Origin of the sequence: Bacillus sp. LBA3-1-1.1 (genome assembly GCF_040676495.1) — a bacterium.
Lineage (GTDB): Bacteria > Bacillota > Bacilli > Bacillales > Bacillaceae_G > Bacillus_A > Bacillus_A nitratireducens.
Genome location: NZ_JBEGIB010000015.1, coordinates 17,850 through 37,071 on the forward strand (window position 1 = coordinate 17,850; position 19,222 = coordinate 37,071).

Here is a 19,222-nt window from a genome sequence, read left to right on the forward strand (position 1 = left end):
GAAAAATGAAAAGTTTATTTCTTTTGTTGTTTATGGAATCATCCACGTTAAATAATATGCTTGAACATACGTCATAATACCAACAATAATTACGAAGAACAAACTATGCTTCACTGTAAAGCGGAATAAATCGGATTCTTTTCCAGCAAGACCAACTGCCGCACAAGCGATCGCAATCGATTGCGGAGAAATCATTTTACCTGTTACACCGCCCGTTGTATTTGCTGCAACGAGAAGCACTTCAGATACACCGACTTGCTGCGCTGTAATTGCTTGTAAATTCGAGAACAGTGCATTCGCTGACGTATCTGATCCTGTTAAGAATACACCGATCCAGCCTAGGAATGGTGAGAAGAACGGGAATAGTCCACCAGTTCCTGCAAGTGCTAACGCTAATGTAGAAGATAAACCAGAATAATTTGCGATAAATGCGAATCCTAATACGAATCCGATAGATAGAATTGGCATTTTTAGTTCGTTTAACGTTTCTTTAAATGTTACTACTGCATCTTTTGCACTCATTTTCAAAATAAAGATAGAAATGATACAAGCAATTAAAATTGCTGTTCCCGTCGCTGATAAAATATCTAATTTTAAGATTGCTTCATAAGGCGTCGGTTTATTTACAATTGGCTCTGCTTTCATTACTAAATTGTGCAAGCCTGGAACTTCAAATTTAAATACGAGACTTTCTAAAGCGCCGCCCGGAGCGAATAACGCTTTAAAGAAACTCTGGCTCCAGATGACTACCATCACAGTCAAAATAATGAACGGAGACCATGCTTTTACTACTTTTCCTACCGTTAGTTTCGGCATAGATGTCACCGTCTTCGCCGCGGCTACCTCACTATTCGCTTCTTTAGATTGATAAATTTCTTTCGGCTGCCAAACTTTTAAGAATAGAGATAAACTCACTAAACTTACAAGTGCTGACGTAATATCAGGAAGTTCTGGTCCTAAAAATGTCGCTGTAATAAACTGTGTAATTGCAAATGAACTACCCGCTACAAATAGAGCAGGCCATGTTTGTCTTACCCCTTTAAATCCATCCATTAAAAATACGATAAAGAACGGAACAAATAATGATAAGAACGGTAATTGATGTCCAGCCATTTGCCCTATTTTATGCGGATCAATACCAGTTACTTGTCCAGCTACTGTAATTGGAATTCCCATCGCTCCGAATGCTACTGGTGCAGTATTTGCGATTAAACAAAGACCAGCCGCATATAAAGGATTTAAGCCAAGACCTGCAAGAAGCGCTGCCGTAATTGCTACTGGTGCACCAAATCCTGCTGCTCCTTCTAAAAATGCTCCAAATGAAAAACCGATTAAAATAACAAGTAAACGATGGTCATTCGTAATTGATAATACAGATGCACGAATAACATCAAATTGACCTGTTTTCACAGAAATTTTATATAAAAATACTGACATAATAATAATCCATGCAATTGGCCATAATCCGTATAAGAAACCGTATCCCGTCGCTGCCATTGCCATTGTGAATGGCATTTTATATGCAAATAACGCCACCAAAATTGTAAGTACAACTGTAATAAATCCTGCCACATACCCCTTCATGCGGAAAACTGCTAAAGCTAAGAAAAAAAAGATAATCGGAATAAGTGCGACCGCTGCAGAAATCCAAATGTTCCCGAACGGATCATAAACTTGTGTCCATGTGTTCATTGTTCTCTCCCCCTCAATAATCCCCTTTTAAATAAACATAACCCCATCAATAGACTATCAGGTCATCATACCTTTAAGTCTAAAATAAAAAAACGTTCAAGAAAACGTTTTCATTAATTTTATCACAACAATTTTCATTTAAAAAGATTTTTTTGAAAATTTTATTATTTAAAATAGAAATCTTACAAAAGAGTCACATTCTTGTAATGTTAATCGATAGGAAGCTCGCCAAATTTACTGCATACTAAAGGTATAAACAACGGACATTACTTATGAGGTGATATATATGAACGGAAACAAAATATTAGCAGCTTTATCATACTTTAGCGTACTATTCGCGCCTATCTTATTCCCTATTATCGTGTGGATTGTAGGCGATTCTGAAACAAAACCACATGCAAAACGTGCTCTATGGACACATATCATTCCAAGCATCGCTTCATTTATTGGATTAGTTATTTTAGGAATTATGGGCATCGGATCGGATCAGCCAGACGTAACACTTGGAATCGGTGCAATGATTGTCCTATGTATTTGCGGAATCATTAGCTTATACTACTTCATTTGGAATATCGTAAAAGGTATTAAAGTACTGAAATCTTAGTTTTAAACAAACGTTTGATTAAAAAGAAAGAAACCGTCCCAAAATACCTTTTGGGACGGTTTCTTTATCTTCTGCGTTTCTTCTTTTTTCTCATCATTTTCTTTCGGCGTGTATTCACTTTATCCGCTATAATGTGGAGCGTACTCGCCACTACAATTCCCATTATGAACGTTACAATTTCAACCTCATGTTTCTTCGCAATTTCTATTAAATTTCCATCGAGTGCGATTACATTTAATAGGAATAAAAACGGAGAAAATACGATTAACATGTATGCGATACGAATAATATCACCAATTATAATCGTATGTGTGAAGAAGGAACGATGGGGCATTACGCTCCTATATGGATACCAAAAAATGCGGAGGAATCCCCATTTATTATACGCATTACTGTACGTATCTAAATCCGGTGTTAAAAATGAAGTACCTACTAAAAATCCAATTGCAAAAGTTAATAAAAAATCAAAATTTGTTAATCCATACGAAAAGAGCATAAACAAAACAACCGGAAGGGATATTAAGTTTATTTTCGTATGCGTTCTTCCTGATGGCATAATGCACTTCCTCGCTTACGTTCGCCCTGTCACTCTATGACAGTTCTCACCTATTGATCTAATTTCTGATCGATAAATGATGTGTCTATATCCGAACCAAACCATTCTGCCAACTTCACTCGTGCCTTATCTTTCACATCTTCATTAACGTATAACGACGCTTGTAATAATGCAGCCGTTAACGCCCCTAAATCATCCGTATAACCAACTCCAGCAATGAAATCTGGAATGGCATCGATCGGTGCAATGAAATAAGCAAGTGCTCCAATTACAATAATTTTCACTCGTTTTGGAACATCAGGTCTTTGCAAAACGTAAAACAACAATAAACTCGCATAAATTACCGATTGCCCTGCCTGCTTCGCAACATGTTTTATTTTTTTCCAAAACGCTTCAACTGAAAATTTTTGTTTCATTCAAAAGCCTCCCTATTTTTCAAAAAAATAAGCTACAATATGTTATCAGTAAAAGTTCATCAAAATTACACATAATCTATCAATGAAATTTAATTGTAACAAACACAACCAAAAAGAACAAGTGTTCGTTAATTTTTCTGCATTTCCCTTCATATAATAGTTTTCTAGATACCGATTTTAAAGTTTCTATTCCATATTTCTCAACCAAAAAACTTTCAATTCCACTTAACATTCTTTTCTATTTTTGTTATATTTTCTAGTTGACGGGCATATAAACGAATGTTAAAGTTTTCTCTGGTAGTGACAAATCACATACAAAAAATGTAAAATGTTATAGTGTTTCTCAGAAATGAATTTTGTTGTATAATACAGAAATGACGTTATGCTTATGAGCAGCAAAAGAAACCAAAAAAGGGTATGCATAGTTAAAGTCGTATATGGGTGAATATAGAAGCTCTAATTATGGCAAAAGAAACTATGTATTTTTTATTTTAACATTTTTCGCTCCAAAATCGACCAAGCCTGATAGAGAAAGGGTGGAAATGAATGAAAGAAACCTTGAAATCACAATTTCAAAATGTGCGTTTCACTTTATTCGTAGCTTTGGCCGTATGGCTAAAAACCTACATCATTACACGCACTAGCTTTGATTTAAAACTTGAATCTTTCATGCAAGAATTCATTTTATTCATTAGTCCATTAGCAGCATCATTACTGTTTGTGGGACTTGCATTATTTGCAAAAGGAAAAAAACGTAACTATATAGCACTAGGAATTAACTTTATCTTAACGTTCATTCTTGTTGGTAACGTAATGTTCTACGGATTCTACAATGACTTCGTTACTTTACCAGTACTAGGACAAACGTCTAATTTCGGAAGTTTAGGTTCTAGTGTGAAAGAATTATTTAACTACAAAATCATCCTTGCATTTGCGGATATTATCGTATTCTTCGTTCTATTGAAGAAGAAGAAAAATTTTGCACCGACAGAGCGTGTAGCACGTCCGATGCGTTCCCTATACTTCGTGTCAACAATTGCTATTTTCTTCGTAAACCTAGGATTTGCAGAAGCTGAGCGTCCAGAACTATTAACACGTTCATTCGACCGCGTTATGCTTGTTAAAAACTTAGGATTATATGTACACCAAGCATACGATCTTGGCTTACAAGCAAAATCAAGTTCGCAAAAAGCATTTGCCGACGGTAGTAAGTTACAAGAAACAGAAAACTATGTAAAAACAACACAAAGTAAACCAGATCCAAATATGTTCGGTACTGCAAAAGGGAAAAACGTAATTGTTGTCTCTCTTGAGTCATTACAAACATTCTTAATTGGTGCAACAGTTAACGGACAAGAAGTTACACCATTCTTAAACCAATTTACGAAAGAAAGTTATTACTTTGATAACTTCTTCCATCAAACTGGGCAAGGAAAAACATCTGATGCTGAATTCTTAGTAGATACTTCAATGTATCCACTAGACCGTGGTGCTGTATTCTTCACACACGGTAACAACGAATACACAGCAACTCCAGAAATTTTACGTCAGCAAGGGTACCACACATCGGTATTCCACGCAAACAACGCAACATTCTGGAACCGTAATATTATGTATCCAGCACTTGGTTATGATCGTTACTACAACGAACTTGACTACAAAATTACGCCAGAAACAAAACTAAACTGGGGACTAAAAGATATCGAATACTTTGATCAGTCTGTCGATATGTTAAAAGAAGTGAAGCAACCGTTCTATACTCGCTTCCTTACTTTAACAAACCATTACCCATTCACTTATGATGACAGTACGAAATTAATCGATGAATACAATTCTGGTGATGGCGTATTTGACCGTTACATGGTAACTGCTCGCTATTTAGACGAAGCAATGAAACACTTTATTGAGCGTCTAAAAGCTGAAGGCATCTACGACAACTCTGTGATCGTATTCTACGGTGATCACTATGGTATTTCTGAAAACCATAACCGTGCAATGGCACAGTTCTTAGGAAAAGAAGAAATCACTACATTTGACCATATGAACTTACAAAAAACACCGATGTTTATTCACGTTCCAGGTCAAAAAGAAGGTAAAACAATTTCAAAACCAACTGGTGAAATTGACATTAAACCAACAATTCTAAACTTACTTGGTGTAGATTCTACCAATCAAATTCAATTCGGTCATGATGTATTCTCACCTGATAATAAAGGATTCGTTGTTCTTCGTGACGGTAGCTTCGTTACAGATAAGTACATGTACACGAACAGTACATTCTACGACCGTAACACTGGCGAAGTTGTACAATTACCGAAAGAAGAATCTCAACCACTTATTGATCGTGCCCAAAATGAATTGAACATGTCTGACAAAATCATTGAAGGTGACTTACTTCGCTTCTCTGAAAGTAACAAGATCAAAACTGGTGAAGTAAAGACAGCTATTAAAGAAGAAAAGAAGAGCGCTGAGTAATCTCAGCCTCTTTTTTTATTTTCTACTATCCTTCCTCTCCTATTCATTAACTTTAAAATTACATAACCTTCACCGAATATTTACACTACATTAATGAAGTATCTTTATAATAAAATATGTAAACGAGGTTTCACATATTTCTTATCTCTCATCTGTGATAAGATCCCTTAGAGAAATATGTGCACCATTTGTTTTCAACTTTCTTATAATTGTCTTACTAAAACTTTTAATAAGACGATGTCCCTACGAAAGATAGCTACCCTCCTTGTGCAGCATTCAATACGAATGTTGCTTTTTTTATTTCAAAAAGCAGGATTCTTATTTCTCATTTTCGAATTTGTATATACAAAATGCTATAAATCACCACTACTTCTCTATAATTTTCAAATACATATACGTCATATGAAGAGAATTGCTCACATAAAAATAACTAGAGTGCTTTTTATTCATGTACTAACGAAAGGATGGGACGAAAATTGGCATACGAAAAATTTGTACTATGGAATGATGCAGTTATTGATACAACAAAACATAGCGCGTACATAGAACTTGAAGAAAGAGGCTTGCAGTTTGGAGATGGTGTCTATGAGGTTATTCGCCTATATAAAGGGAACTTTCACTTATTAGATCCGCATATCACAAGGTTATATCGCTCCATGGAAGAAATAGAATTATCACTTCCTTTCTCAAAAGCAGAGCTTATTATCCTACTTTACAAACTAATTGAAAGTAATAATTTCCACGAAGATGGTACTATTTATTTGCAAGTATCTCGTGGTGTACAAGCTCGTACCCATGCATTCTCATATGACGCTCCTCCGACAATCTATGCCTATATTACAAAGAAGGAAAGACCAGCTTTATGGATTGAATATGGTGTACGTGCTATATCAGAACCAGATACGCGCTGGCTACGCTGTGATATCAAATCTTTAAATTTATTACCCAATGTATTAGCTGCTACAAAAGCTGAACGCAAAGGTTGTAAAGAAGCTCTTTTCGTACGAAACGGTACTGTAACTGAGGGGAGCTGTTCTAATTTCTTTCTCATAAAAAATGGAACTCTTTACACACATCCAGCCAATCACCTTATTTTAAATGGCATTATTCGTCAATATGTCCTTTCCTTAGCGAAAACCCTTCGTATTCCTGTACAAGAAGAACTGTTCAGCATTCGCGATGTTTATCAAGCAGATGAATGCTTCTTTACGGGAACGACTATTGAAATTTTACCGATGACCCACCTTGATGGAACTGCAATTCAAGATGGTCAAGTTGGCCCTATCACAAAAATGCTACAAAAATCCTTTTCTCAAAGCTTGTTACAATCCAACATGTCATCTTCTTAAACACGAATAATTTCTATTCTCTCTACATCCAACATATGTATTTAAATAAAAATCAAGGTGTAGATTTATACCTTGATTTTTTCTTGTAATCTTTTTGTCATATTCAGATTCCCGCATAAGTCTTGACAGTAATCGACATGCTCTTTAGAATTTTTAACAGTTGGTAAATATTTCTTAACTACATTACAGACAGAAAGGAATCGACAAATTATGAAAAAATACCTTGCCGGTCTTGCGGCAGTGTCTGTAGCAGGAGGAGCAGCACCTACACTTGATAGCGTTCAAGCTGCCCCTGAACAAAACACACAAAAAGCTGCTACACAAACTGTCCAAGCTTCCGCATCAAACAGTTCATCTTATACGGTGAATGCTAGCGTGCTACATGTTCGTGCAGGATCAAGTACTTCTCACGACATCATCTCTCGCGTTTATAATGGTCAAACATTAAACGTAATTGGAGAAGAAAATGGTTGGTTCAAAATTAACCATAATGGGAAAACAGGTTATGTGAGTGGTGAATTTGTATCAAAAAATGGAGAAAAAACAAATAACAATGTAAGTAAAGGTGGAAACAATAAAGTTACTGCTGATGTATTACGTGTACGTACCGCTCCTAACACTTCTAGTTCTGTTTCAGGACGTGTATATGAAGGACAAACATTAAACGTAATTGGTCAAGAAAATGGTTGGGTGAAAATCAACCATAATGGACAAGTTGGCTATGTAAGTGGCGAATTCGTATCTGGTGTTTCTTCTAATGCAGGTTCTTCAAACAACAATACGAATAATACTGTAAAACCAGCAAGCGGAAACTATACAGTAAACGTATCTTCCCTTCGCGTTCGTACAGGTCCTAGCACTTCTCATACAACTATAGGTTCTGTGAAAAAAGGACAAGTAGTACAAGTTGTAGGCGAAGTTCAAGATTGGTTCAAAATCAATTATGCAGGACAAACAGCTTACTTAAGCAAAGACTACGTAACAAAAGGCGGTTCTAACGAAAACGCCACGCAAGGTAACAACCAGGAACAAAACAATAATGTAACTGTTCAAACTGGTGGCACTTACGTCGTTAACGCAACATCACTACGTGTTCGTACGGGCCCTGCTACTTACCATAGCGTAATTGGTGGCGTATTAAATGGTACGAAATTAAACGTAGTTGGATCTGAAGGTAGCTGGTTTAAAGTTAATTATCAGGGAAAAACAGGCTACGTTAGCAGCGAATTCGTAAAATTCGTTAAAGGTGGCACTACTACTCCTGAACAACCTGAGCAACCTAACCAAGGTGCAATTGGCGACTACTACATTAATGCTTCTGCACTAAACGTACGTAGCGGCGAAGGTACAAATTATAGAATCATAGGCGCACTTCCACAAGGACAAAAGGTTCAAGTAATCTCTGAAAACTCTGGATGGAGCAAAATTAACTACAATGGCCAAACTGGTTACATTGGAACACGTTTCCTATCTAAAACACCCGTTGGGGGCGCAGTAGATAATAAGCCTAATGAAAATCAAAATAACAATAACAATAACAATACAAGCAACAATAGTGGTGATACATCTTCTCTACTTGCATATGCAAAATCAATGCAAGGCGTACCATACGTTTGGGGTGGTACTTCTGCTAATGGTGTTGACTGCAGTGGTTACATCTATCACGTATTTAAGAAATTTGGTCATAACATTAGCCGCCAAAGTGTTGCAGGATATTGGAGCAGCTTACCAAAAACTTCAACTCCGCAACCAGGTGACTTAATTTATTTCCAAAATACTTATAAAGCAGGTCCTTCTCACATGGGTATCTACCTTGGCGGCGGATCGTTTATCCAATCTGGAGATAAAGGTGTAGCAATTGTTTCATTAAACAACTCTTATTGGAAAAGCCATTTCTTAGGGTATACAAAAGCACCTTAAGTGATAGTTTCAGAGCCTTCTAGTTTACTAGAAGGCTCTTTTTTAAAGGGCTCAATATAGTAATCCCCTTTCATTCTCTCTACGCAAAAATTATGCGTTCATTTCCCTATTTCATACACTATATTCTATAAAAATTATCCAAAACGTTATCATAATGTATATATTTCCACAAAAAACATAACCTATTTCATGTCAATTCATTTTATATGTGTTTTTTCAAAGAATTTTCTTTTTATTTAAACTTTTCGTTAGACGTTTGACCTCCGATGTCCATTATGATAAGTTACTTAAGATGTTATATTCGCAAAAGTATAGACAACTGGTTTATACACTTTTTTACTATGAGGAAGGAGCATACACTGCATGAATGTTTTATGGGGAATTGGCGGCGTGATTGGAGTATTAGCAATCGCTTTCTTATTATCTTCCAACCGCAAAGCTATTAATTGGCGCACAATTTTAATCGCGCTAGCATTACAAATGTCATTTTCATTTATCGTATTACGATGGGATGCTGGAAAAGCAGTTTTAAAACACGCTGCTGACGGTGTTCAAGGATTAATTAATTTTTCTTACGAGGGAATTAGGTTCGTTGCTGGGGATTTAGTCAACGCAAAAGGACCTTGGGGATTTATCTTCGTTATTCAAGCACTACTTCCAATTGTATTTATTAGTTCATTAGTTGCAATCTTATATCATTTCGGTATTATGCAGAAATTTGTTAGTATTGTTGGTGGCGCATTAAGTAAACTTCTTGGAACTTCGAAAGCAGAAAGTTTAAACTCAGTAACAACTGTATTTTTAGGACAAACTGAGGCACCAATTTTAATTAAACCATACTTAGCACGTTTAACTAACAGTGAATTCTTCACTATTATGGTAAGTGGTATGACAGCTGTTGCCGGATCAGTTCTTGTCGGCTATGCAGCAATGGGAATTCCGTTAGAACACTTATTAGCAGCAGCAATTATGGCAGCTCCATCAAGTTTATTAATTGCAAAACTAATTATGCCAGAAACAGAAAAAGTAGATAATAACGTTGAACTTTCTACAGAACGTGAAGACGCAAACGTTATCGATGCAGCTGCACGTGGTGCATCTGAAGGTATGCAACTTGTTATTAACGTAGCAGCAATGTTAATGGCTTTCATCGCATTAATCGCTTTATTAAATGGCTTATTAGGATGGGTTGGTTCTTGGTTCGATATTAAACTTAGCCTTGATTTAATCTTCGGTTACTTACTATCACCATTTGCAATCTTAATCGGGGTTTCACCGGGTGAAGCTATACAAGCAGCAAGCTTTATCGGTCAAAAACTTGCAATCAACGAATTCGTTGCATACGCAAACTTAGGACCTCACATGGCAGAGTTCTCTGCAAAAACAAATCTGATTTTAACATTCGCAATCTGTGGTTTTGCAAACTTCTCTTCTATCGCAATTCAATTAGGTGTAACAGGAACATTAGCTCCTACTCGCCGTAAACAAATTGCACAATTAGGGATTAAAGCAGTTATCGCTGGTACACTAGCGAACTTCTTAAACGCAGCAGTTGCAGGTATGATGTTCCTATAAATTAATGTAAAGTCTCCTCTTTTAAAGAGGAGACTTTTTTGTATATTATAAATATAATTTTCGTATATGCTAAATAATTAATTTTTAGATGATATGTTACAACAATTAGTATGTCTGTTTATTTTTTCTTGCAACGAAAGGGATACTATTTGATTTCGTAGGTTAAAAAAGAATTCCAGCTACACGGTCCATTTAATAATAATTGTGCATACTACAAATATCCTGCATGAATTATCTTTAAGGAGGAACGTTTCGTGAAAGATAAATCCTATAAAGTCCTTTCTATGTGGATTTTACAAATTTTATTTTATTTTACTACTGTACATGTGACGAAATATGAGCACGCGCTCATATTTACAATTATATATGTCATCATAAATGTACTATTCCTATTTTTAGCTGATAAAACAGCATTTATTTTCTTTATACTGGGAACCATTATTTCAGTATTCTATTTATTTTATGAAGCGTGGCTTCACTTATGGAGTACATCAGATCAATGGGAATATATCATTACCCACTTCCTGATGGTAGCTAACTTCTTCCTTGTTTATATTTCAACCCACTTATTAAAAAAGGTTATCCTTAAAAATAGAGAATTAACTGCACAAGTGCGAGTGTTGGAGCAGTACATCGGAGAATCCAAACTATTAACAAGACAAGAATTCGAAAGACGACAAGCATTATTAAGGACTGCGATGAATCGTCGCAATGAAACAGGCATTATTATTTTCTTTGATTTCACTTCCTTTAGTAAATATACGAAGGAAAGCGTCATGGATCGTGTAGCTTCATTATTAGTTGATACAGTAAGAGCTAACTTTGACCTTGCTGCTGAATACGATAGCAATACACTGGTCATTCTACTGCAAAACACAAATGATGCAGGCGCTAATCTTGTAATGAACCGCCTACAACCAAAAATGGAGCAATGGCTTGCAGTTGAAGCAATCCAAGATATAAAAATTTCACGAGAGCAAATTGGACAAAAAGGACCGACATTATTATGATGACACTCGTTATACTCCTTTTATTCCTTCTGTTCTGCGTACTCGTTTTTTGGATTAGCATCATATTTTCAATTAAATATGTACTTATTTTTACTGCCTTTCTATTTTCTGGCCTACTCGTTTACTACTCTCTCTTAACACTCGCAGGCTTAGTTCATCGGAATAGTAAACGAAAAGATCGTACGCTAAAACATTATCCAAGTGTAGATATTTTAATACCTGCCCATAATGAAGGCGTCGTTATAAAAGATACATTAGAGGCGATGGCAAAGATTGAATACCCAGGCAAACTAAACGTCTATTTATTAAATGATAACTCTCAAGATGAAACACCTGAAATTGGCGATGATTTCGACAAAGCTTATGCTCATATTCATCACATTCGTGTACCACCTGGCGAGCCAAAAGGAAAATCGCGTGTATTAAACTACGGTCTTAGCATTTCAGATGGTGAATATTTCTGTGTTTACGATGCAGATAATCAACCTGAACCACATGCACTGCGAATGCTCGTAGAACATGCTGAAACCATCCAAGATGCTGTTGGAGCAGTTGGACACGTTCGTACAGTAAATGAAAAGAGAAATTGGCTTACACGAATGATTTCATTAGAATTTCAGATTTTCCAGCTCCTTATGCAATCTGGACGCTGGCTATTATTCCAAACAGGCTCACTGACCGGAACAAACATGCTTCTTCGTCGTTCCGCATTAGAAGAACTTGGCGGCTATGATCCTTATGCAATTGCAGAGGATGCCGAATTAACATTGAGAATTACCCAAAAAGGCTATCTCTTACCAATCGTCCCGGAATCGATTACATGGGAACAAGAACCTGAACATTTAAAAATTCTTATTAAACAGCGTACACGTTGGCTTCAAGGAAACTTATATATTTTAGAAAAAATATTTTCTTCGCTAAGCTTCTTTAAAGGAAAACTACTCGTCCATTCCTTACAGCAAGTTTTAGTATATGTCGTATTTTGGCTATTCTTAATCATTTCAAACGTTTGGTTTGTAATTGGACTGCTCGGGATATTCCAAATTCAATACAGCATTCCATTACTATTTATGTGGTATGTCGCATATATTACATATGTTTCTCAATTATTTAGTGCCCAGAGCGTCGAACGAACCTTTACACCAACCAACATTTTCATAAGCGTCATTATGTACTTTACGTACGCACAGCTCTTTACGTATTTGTTTATTCGCAGTCTCATTCTTTACTTACGTGCAAAGAGCAAGAAACAAGTAATTGGCTGGGATAAAACAGTACGATTTAAAAAGGAAAAATAAAGTGAAACTTTAATCAGTGGGGGGTATTCATTTCCCACTGATTATTAGCCCTCACCAATCGGGCTTTTACGGAATAAAAAATAAGCACAGAGCGCCGTAAGCTCTGTGCTTATTTTTTACCGTAATACTATATATCAGACAATACCCCTTAGCTGAAAGTAATTTCACGTCCATCCCCCAACGAACGATCGACCTTCATTTATATACGAAAAAGTGATTGCTATTTTTGTAGAACCAGTTGCTTTTCTTGCTGCTCTTTGCGCGTTTCAGTCTTAGGTTCCGTGCTTTCTTGGACATTGCGATGTGCCACACGTTTCAAACAAATATGCTTCCACTTTCTTTCGTAACGTTTCATTATTCTAGATGTCCCCCTTGAATGCGATTTGAAACTATTTGAAATCGCTTACAGGAAATAATATAGCACATATACATAAAAGTGACAACACATTTCCGACATATTTTTGTCAAAAATATGAACATAATTTACACAATATCGAATATTGTCGAAAAATATCGATTTTCCTTTTCGAACTGCTGATATCACCCTTTTCCTAATAGGTGCATTAAAAAGGAGCTGATATAAAATCAGCCCCTTTCCTTCTATTATTTATGTTGCTTCATACGCCCTTCTTTTTGCAACTCTTTAAATAGCGCTGCAATCATAAAGAAAATAACAAATACAAATGGGAATGCCGCAATAATCGACGCAGTTTGCAGCGCCTCTAATCCGCCGACATACAATAAGATCGAAGCTAATGCCGCTAGAACAATACCCCAAACCATTTTAATGCGATTTGGTGGGTTTAAACTACCATGTGTCGTTAACATCGCTAGAACAAACGTAGCAGAATCTGCTGATGTAATAAAGAATGTTGAAATAAGTAAAATAGCTAGAACACATAATGCCGGCCCCATGCCACCCATATGGTCTAACATAGCGAACAGTCCTACTTCTGTACCCATCTCTTTAATTTGTCCATATATATTTGCACCATCAAATAGCTCCATATGAATACCCGTTCCTCCGAAAACTGAGAACCAGAGTGCACCGATTACTGTTGGTACAAGTAACACACCAACTACAAACTCACGAATTGTACGTCCGCGTGACACACGAGCAATAAACGTTCCTACGAATGGTGACCATGCAATCCACCATGCCCAGTAGAAAATTGTCCATGACTGAATCCATTGATTTCCGCCTTCATTTAATGGACTTAATCTGAAACTCATACTTGGCAATTCTTGAATGTATGAACCAATTGTTGAAGTAAAGTAATTCATAATAAAGTTTGTTGGACCTGCAAATAATACAATTATCATAAGCGCAAATGCTAAAATAATATTCGTATTACTTAAATATTTAATTCCTTTATCGAGCCCTGTTTGTGCAGATAACATATAAAGAACTGTTACAATTCCGATGATTACTAACTGTGTCGTTAATGAGTTAGGAATGGATGTTAAATAACTAACACCACCTGCGATTTGCCTCGCCCCGAGTCCTAATGATGTTGCCACACCAAATACTGTCGCAAATACTGCTAGCACATCAAACATATGGGCAATACGGCCATGTTCACCGCCCTTAAATAGCGGACCCACTGTCGCACTAATTGTACTCGCCCTTCCTTTTCTAAATGTAAAATACGCGATACATAGTGCTACAAGTGCATATAATCCCCACGGATGTAATCCCCAATGGAAAAATGAGAAACGAAGTGCAAGACGTGCACTCTCTTCAGTTGCACTCTCTCCAAACGGAGGTGTGTATAAATGATTCAACGGTTCTGCAACGCCCCAGAAAACCAAACCGATTCCCATGCCGGCACTAAATAACATAGCAAACCATGTCATATAACTATAATCAGGTTCATCATCATCTTTACCTAAACGAATCGAACCGTACTTAGAAACAATTAAGAAAATAGCAATTCCTAAGAAAATAGAAACGGAAATAATATAGAACCATCCAAACTTACTAACTAACGCAGCTTGAATTGCAGTCGTTACATTTCCTAAGCTACCTTTTCCAATAATAGATTCGGGAATAATCCCCCAAAGTGTAAATGCAATACATAATGTTAATGAGACAATAAATGTTTTCGTCAGTTTCCTCATCAAATCCCCCTTCGTATGTTTCACTTCTTGTAAATAACATAAATTCCGATACGTTAAATCGGATAGAAAACCATAGTTTTTTGTGATGATTTTCTTTCGGCTCTCTTAGTTTTGCCTTCACCAATTAGAGTTCTTATGGACAGCCTTACCTTCCGTACAACCTTTTCACTCTGCAAGAGCTACAAGATTGGAATACTACTGTCAAATTGTGTGAGAAAAATGCGGATGGGAAGAGATTTTCCCAAAAAAGGATGTGTTACAGTTTTAAAAAAGGGCAGATTTATTCTTTACAACCCTTTCTTCTTGTAACAATTATGCGGTTTTTTGCTAGTATATAGCGCGTGTTTATAACTTCACAAACGAGATGTTTATGTTTATATAACTATATTACCCATAAAACGGTAAAATACTCAAGGAATGTAACTGTATAGTAAACGTTTTGTAACAATCCTGTAACTTTTTTATTTACGCCGAAAAAATATGTTGTATTAAATATTTTGACTATAACTAGAAACCTACTAATTATATAGAATGAAAAACGCTTTCCTCTAATTCTAGCTATATTACAAAGTGTTAACGACTTATTACGAATGGTTTGTAATTGTGTGTTTTCCCCAAATCCGAAAAAATCTGTTGCTATAATGAGGACACGAAAACAAACGCAATGGAGGCTATCATGAAAAAATTAATTGGTATAGCAACAGCAGCAGTTTTTGGTCTTGGGATTTTCACCGCATCTGCTAATGCAGAAACTGTTGTAACAACAGACGTACTAAACGTACGAGAAAACCCTACTACTGAATCAAAAGTTGTCGGTAAATTACAGAATGGTCATAAATTAGATGTTCTAAATACAGAAAACGGATGGTCACAAATCAAATTAAATGGTAAAGACGCATTCGTAAGTGCAGAGTTTACAAAGAACTCTTACTATGTAACAGCTAACGCATTAAATGTACGTGCTGAAGCGAACACAAACTCAGAAATTCTTGGAACGCTTAAGAAAGATGATATGATCGAAACAACGAACCAAGTACAAAATGAGTGGTTACAATTTGAATATAACGGGAAAACGGCTTATGTTCATGTTCCTTTCTTAACAGGTACAGCACCTGTTATTGAGAAACAAGAAACGCCTGCTCCTGCTAAAGCTGCAGCACCAGCTAAAGCTCAAGCACCTGCACCAGTAAAAACGGCTACTAAGCCTGCTGTGAAAGCTGCTGAAACTAGCGAACCATCTGGTGGTCGTGAGTTAACAGTTGTAGCTACAGCATATACAGCTCATCCGAGCGAAAACGGTGGCACATACGGCGGCCGTGTATTAACTGCAATGGGTCATGACCTAACAGCGAACCCAAACATGAAAATGATCGCTGTTGACCCGAAAGTAATCCCATTAGGATCTAAAGTATGGGTAGAAGGTTATGGAGAAGCTATCGCTGGTGATACTGGCGGTGCAATTAAAGGTAACCGCATCGACATTCTACTTGGATCAGATAGCGCTTCTCAAAAATGGGGACGCAAAACTGTTAAAGTGAAAATTTTAAAATAACCAATGACTGCTAAATTACAGCCGGTTCTCTTTATTGAGAGCTGGCTTTTATTTTTTATATAATACATATAAGGAGGTGACGTCCATGAATTTACAAGCTAAGGTAGACTGGGTCGGTACACCAAAACCGTACATATATAAAGATGATATAACATATGATGCTATCGCAATTGACTTCTCACTCGCAAATGATGACAATCGCTATAAATTAATTGTGCTCAAGTCTGAAGAAAATACACATTACAAAATCGTACAATATGGAATAAAGCCAGGCTCTCAAAAGCCATTTCCTATTGATATTCCATTCGAGCAAGGAATGCTACCACTTATAGAACAAATATTACAGGATCCATATGTACAAGCGATATTAAAGCAAACACAATCCTAATTGTAAAAAAGGATATCACCTAGTAGAATTTTCCGACTAAGTGATATCCTTTTTATTTTTCCTTCGTAAACACGAGTAGAGAAAATTATATCAACGATTTTTCGAATATATCTATCGTAACTCGCAATATATCAACGATTTTCCAATTATATCTATCATAACTTACAATATATCAACGGTTCGACATGAAATATCGATTTACCGAAAAAGATTGAAAATAACGGCGCTACATAAAAAAAAGACTGTTCAAAATTGAACAGTCTCTCTCTTATATTAACGAGTCGGACCAGATACTTCCTCTGACTTCAGCGTATTATTCGCTCCAAGAGAGTGGTACAATATCTTTCCATTTCCATTAACAGTAACGATATGGTCATTATTAAAGCTTTTGAATTTTACAGAGCCATCACCATAACGAATATGATATTCTTCATATGTCGTTACTTTATATTTCGTTTCACTTTGACGCTCTACATTACGAATTTCCATTGTTAATAAATCTTCTGTAATTCCTTTTTTGTGTAGATATTGCAAGTAATCACGGTCTTCCTTATACGATTTCCCGCTCTTATCATAATCATTTTCGATTAAGCTAAAATCATTTAATGCAATTGCACGCACGTTATTATAAATATGATTTTGTACAAAGTCACCAACTGCTGATCTTGAGGCTTCTTTCGGGAACTTTAAATAATATGTGCTTTGGTCTCCAACTTTGATGCTTTCGGATTTAATGACACCAAAATCAGTGTTTTTCTCTAAATGTACTTCTACCGTTTCATCTGTCGGTACAGGACCAAGTTTATAGCTACCGTAACTTAATTTTCCGCGTTTCTTACCATTAACAAAAACAGTTGCGTCGCTTTCATCGGAAGAAATGGTTACATAATTTCCTTCAAGTGACAAATTCACTTCTACTGTCCCATTCTTTTCGTCTGCTAGATCTACTTCTTTTTCTGTCTCTAATTCAGTAAGTTCTGTCTTCGCCTTTGCCTTTACAACATAAGCACCTGGGAAGTATGGACCTAATTCTTTTGAGGTTTTATCACTAGAAAGCTCTGTTTCTTTTTTATCATTTACATATATTTCAGCATTCTTTGCAGTTGTGCTAACACTCATGTAATAAGATTTCATGCTGAATTTATACTTCGGATATATGAACCACTCTTTCCCGTCTTCTATAATTTGCCCATCTTTAAAAGATGCATTATCACTTGCTAACTTTTGATTTACTGTTTCTTTTTGTAAATAAGAAAGTAATGCTTTATTGTACGAAGGATTATCCTTTAAATAACGTATGTAAGCTTTAATATCTTCTGTCTTCACTTTTAAGCTTGGATCGTCTACTTTCAAAAACTCATCGATTGCATTCACATCTTTCTTTTGGAATGCTTCGATCATCGCATTTACTTGCTTTTCCTTCGAAAACTTGCTTGCACCGAATTTATATGTGCCAAACAAAATAGCAACAACAATGACAAAACCTATAAGTAAAAACATGTTTTTCTTACTTTTCACACGCTTTGTTTCTCTACTCATTTCTGAATGAGAAGAAGCTGTTTGATCAGCAATTTCTTCTACTTTACTTCCACACTCAGGACAAAAGTTCAAATGGTCTGCAAGCTGATTTTTACAAGTTCCACAAAACTTCAATATGCTCTCCCCCTATTTCTTAGCTAATTTCATTCCAGCGAACGCCGCTACATATGTCACAATGAAACTAAACAAAGTTAAATATATAAATGAATTTTGCATAGATAGCACCGTGCCACTTGCCTCGAATAAATTCATTACATTTCCAGATACATCAATTCGGAACTTAGAAATTATGTTCATTACAATCATCATAATTGTGTAAGAGCCACTGCATACCGCTAGTGTAATATACATATTAGTAGTCGGTAATTCTGCTAACTTTCTACCTGCGCTAAACATAAGGAATAACGGAATCACAAGTAATAATAAACCATAATGGAATCCATCATTTACTTCATCAACCTCTGCGATATCTGCATTTGCACTTGCATTCCCGTTTTCAATTGAGCAATTTCTTGTGCAATTTGCAACTTCTGCTTTCCTTGTTCTATTCCCTCTTGTAACTTATTCATTCCACTACCTAATTTCGTCTGTAAATCTGACAAGCTAACTCTCTCCCTATAAATATATAGTAATATGCAAAATTAACTTCATATATATTACCATGATTTTCTAATTGTGTAATTAGAATTTCATTTTTTCTGTTTTGAGCATTTTTTGTTTATAATGG

The 19,222-nt window shown here is 36.0% G+C and carries 15 protein-coding genes and 2 pseudogenes; 9 read left to right on the top strand and 8 right to left on the bottom strand.

What is annotated here, in order from left to right; genetic code table 11:
- Positions 1–30: 30 nt before the first annotated feature.
- A complete protein-coding gene (gene lldP, locus MRBLBA3_RS14220) occupies positions 31–1,692 on the bottom strand; it encodes an L-lactate permease (RefSeq protein WP_363381783.1) in 1,662 nt (553 codons plus the stop codon).
- Between the two features lie 286 nt (positions 1,693–1,978).
- On the opposite strand from lldP, the gene MRBLBA3_RS14225 reads away from it, so the two are divergent.
- Positions 1,979–2,296 (top strand): DUF4870 domain-containing protein, encoded by a 318-nt coding sequence (locus MRBLBA3_RS14225; RefSeq protein WP_001014108.1) that lies wholly within the window; start codon positions 1,979–1,981, stop codon positions 2,294–2,296.
- Positions 2,297–2,360: 64 nt separating this feature from the next.
- On the opposite strand, the gene MRBLBA3_RS14230 is transcribed toward MRBLBA3_RS14225, so the two are convergent.
- Positions 2,361–2,852: a metal-binding protein gene (locus tag MRBLBA3_RS14230; protein ID WP_001139081.1), complete on the bottom strand. Its 492-nt coding sequence runs from the start codon at positions 2,850–2,852 to the stop codon at positions 2,361–2,363.
- A gap of 50 nt (positions 2,853–2,902) precedes the next feature.
- Positions 2,903–3,268 carry a YkvA family protein gene (locus MRBLBA3_RS14235; protein ID WP_000810366.1) on the bottom strand — a complete coding sequence of 122 codons (366 nt, stop codon included), beginning with the start codon at positions 3,266–3,268 and terminating at the stop codon, positions 2,903–2,905.
- Positions 3,269–3,814: 546 nt separating this feature from the next.
- On the opposite strand from MRBLBA3_RS14235, the gene MRBLBA3_RS14240 reads away from it, so the two are divergent.
- From MRBLBA3_RS14240 to MRBLBA3_RS14265, 6 genes are all read left to right on the top strand, one after another.
- Positions 3,815–5,743, top strand: a complete 1,929-nt coding sequence (locus tag MRBLBA3_RS14240; protein WP_000665338.1) for an LTA synthase family protein — start codon at positions 3,815–3,817, stop codon at positions 5,741–5,743.
- A gap of 464 nt (positions 5,744–6,207) precedes the next feature.
- A complete protein-coding gene (locus tag MRBLBA3_RS14245) occupies positions 6,208–7,092 on the top strand; it encodes a D-amino-acid transaminase (protein ID WP_363381786.1) in 885 nt (294 codons plus the stop codon).
- A gap of 210 nt (positions 7,093–7,302) precedes the next feature.
- Complete coding sequence (locus MRBLBA3_RS14250) at positions 7,303–9,012, top strand: SH3 domain-containing protein (protein ID WP_363381788.1); 1,710 nt, start codon at positions 7,303–7,305, stop codon at positions 9,010–9,012.
- 363 nt (positions 9,013–9,375) lie between these two features.
- Positions 9,376–10,587, top strand: coding sequence for a NupC/NupG family nucleoside CNT transporter (locus MRBLBA3_RS14255; protein ID WP_001101995.1), 1,212 nt, complete (start codon positions 9,376–9,378; stop codon positions 10,585–10,587).
- 254 nt (positions 10,588–10,841) lie between these two features.
- The gene (locus tag MRBLBA3_RS14260; RefSeq protein ID WP_242399487.1) at positions 10,842–11,597 is read left to right on the top strand and encodes a dGTP triphosphohydrolase; all 756 of its coding nucleotides are present in this window, start codon (positions 10,842–10,844) and stop codon (positions 11,595–11,597) included.
- On the top strand, positions 11,594–12,895 hold the full coding sequence (locus MRBLBA3_RS14265; RefSeq protein WP_363381791.1) for a glycosyltransferase family 2 protein: 1,302 nt from the start codon (positions 11,594–11,596) through the stop codon (positions 12,893–12,895). The genes MRBLBA3_RS14260 and MRBLBA3_RS14265 overlap by 4 nt, the downstream gene beginning before the upstream one ends.
- A gap of 220 nt (positions 12,896–13,115) precedes the next feature.
- Here MRBLBA3_RS14265 and MRBLBA3_RS14270 read toward each other — a convergent pair whose 3' ends face one another.
- Together MRBLBA3_RS14270 and opuD are read right to left on the bottom strand one after the other, a co-directional pair.
- Positions 13,116–13,250: a hypothetical protein gene (locus tag MRBLBA3_RS14270; protein WP_000833065.1), complete on the bottom strand. Its 135-nt coding sequence runs from the start codon at positions 13,248–13,250 to the stop codon at positions 13,116–13,118.
- A gap of 248 nt (positions 13,251–13,498) precedes the next feature.
- Entirely contained in the window at positions 13,499–15,016 is a 1,518-nt protein-coding gene (opuD, locus tag MRBLBA3_RS14275) for a glycine betaine transporter OpuD (protein WP_212088560.1), read from the bottom strand.
- 676 nt (positions 15,017–15,692) lie between these two features.
- Between opuD and MRBLBA3_RS14280 the strand changes: the two genes are divergently transcribed.
- Together MRBLBA3_RS14280 and MRBLBA3_RS14285 are read left to right on the top strand one after the other, a co-directional pair.
- Positions 15,693–16,568 carry a cell wall-binding protein EntA gene (locus MRBLBA3_RS14280; RefSeq protein ID WP_044738118.1) on the top strand — a complete coding sequence of 292 codons (876 nt, stop codon included), beginning with the start codon at positions 15,693–15,695 and terminating at the stop codon, positions 16,566–16,568.
- Positions 16,569–16,653: 85 nt separating this feature from the next.
- Positions 16,654–16,956, top strand: a complete 303-nt coding sequence (locus MRBLBA3_RS14285; protein WP_097808667.1) for a DUF3910 family protein — start codon at positions 16,654–16,656, stop codon at positions 16,954–16,956.
- A 273-nt stretch (positions 16,957–17,229) separates the two neighbouring features.
- On the opposite strand, the gene MRBLBA3_RS14290 is transcribed toward MRBLBA3_RS14285, so the two are convergent.
- The 3 genes and pseudogenes from MRBLBA3_RS14290 to MRBLBA3_RS14300 form a co-directional block, all read right to left on the bottom strand.
- Complete coding sequence (locus tag MRBLBA3_RS14290; RefSeq protein ID WP_363381794.1) at positions 17,230–18,609, bottom strand: zinc ribbon domain-containing protein; 1,380 nt, start codon at positions 18,607–18,609, stop codon at positions 17,230–17,232.
- 12 nt (positions 18,610–18,621) lie between these two features.
- Positions 18,622–18,963 (bottom strand): annotated as a pseudogene (locus tag MRBLBA3_RS14295) (zinc ribbon domain-containing protein); the annotation flags it as partial.
- A 2-nt stretch (positions 18,964–18,965) separates the two neighbouring features.
- Positions 18,966–19,097: pseudogene (locus MRBLBA3_RS14300) on the bottom strand (zinc ribbon domain-containing protein); the annotation flags it as partial.
- Positions 19,098–19,222: the final 125 nt, after the last annotated feature.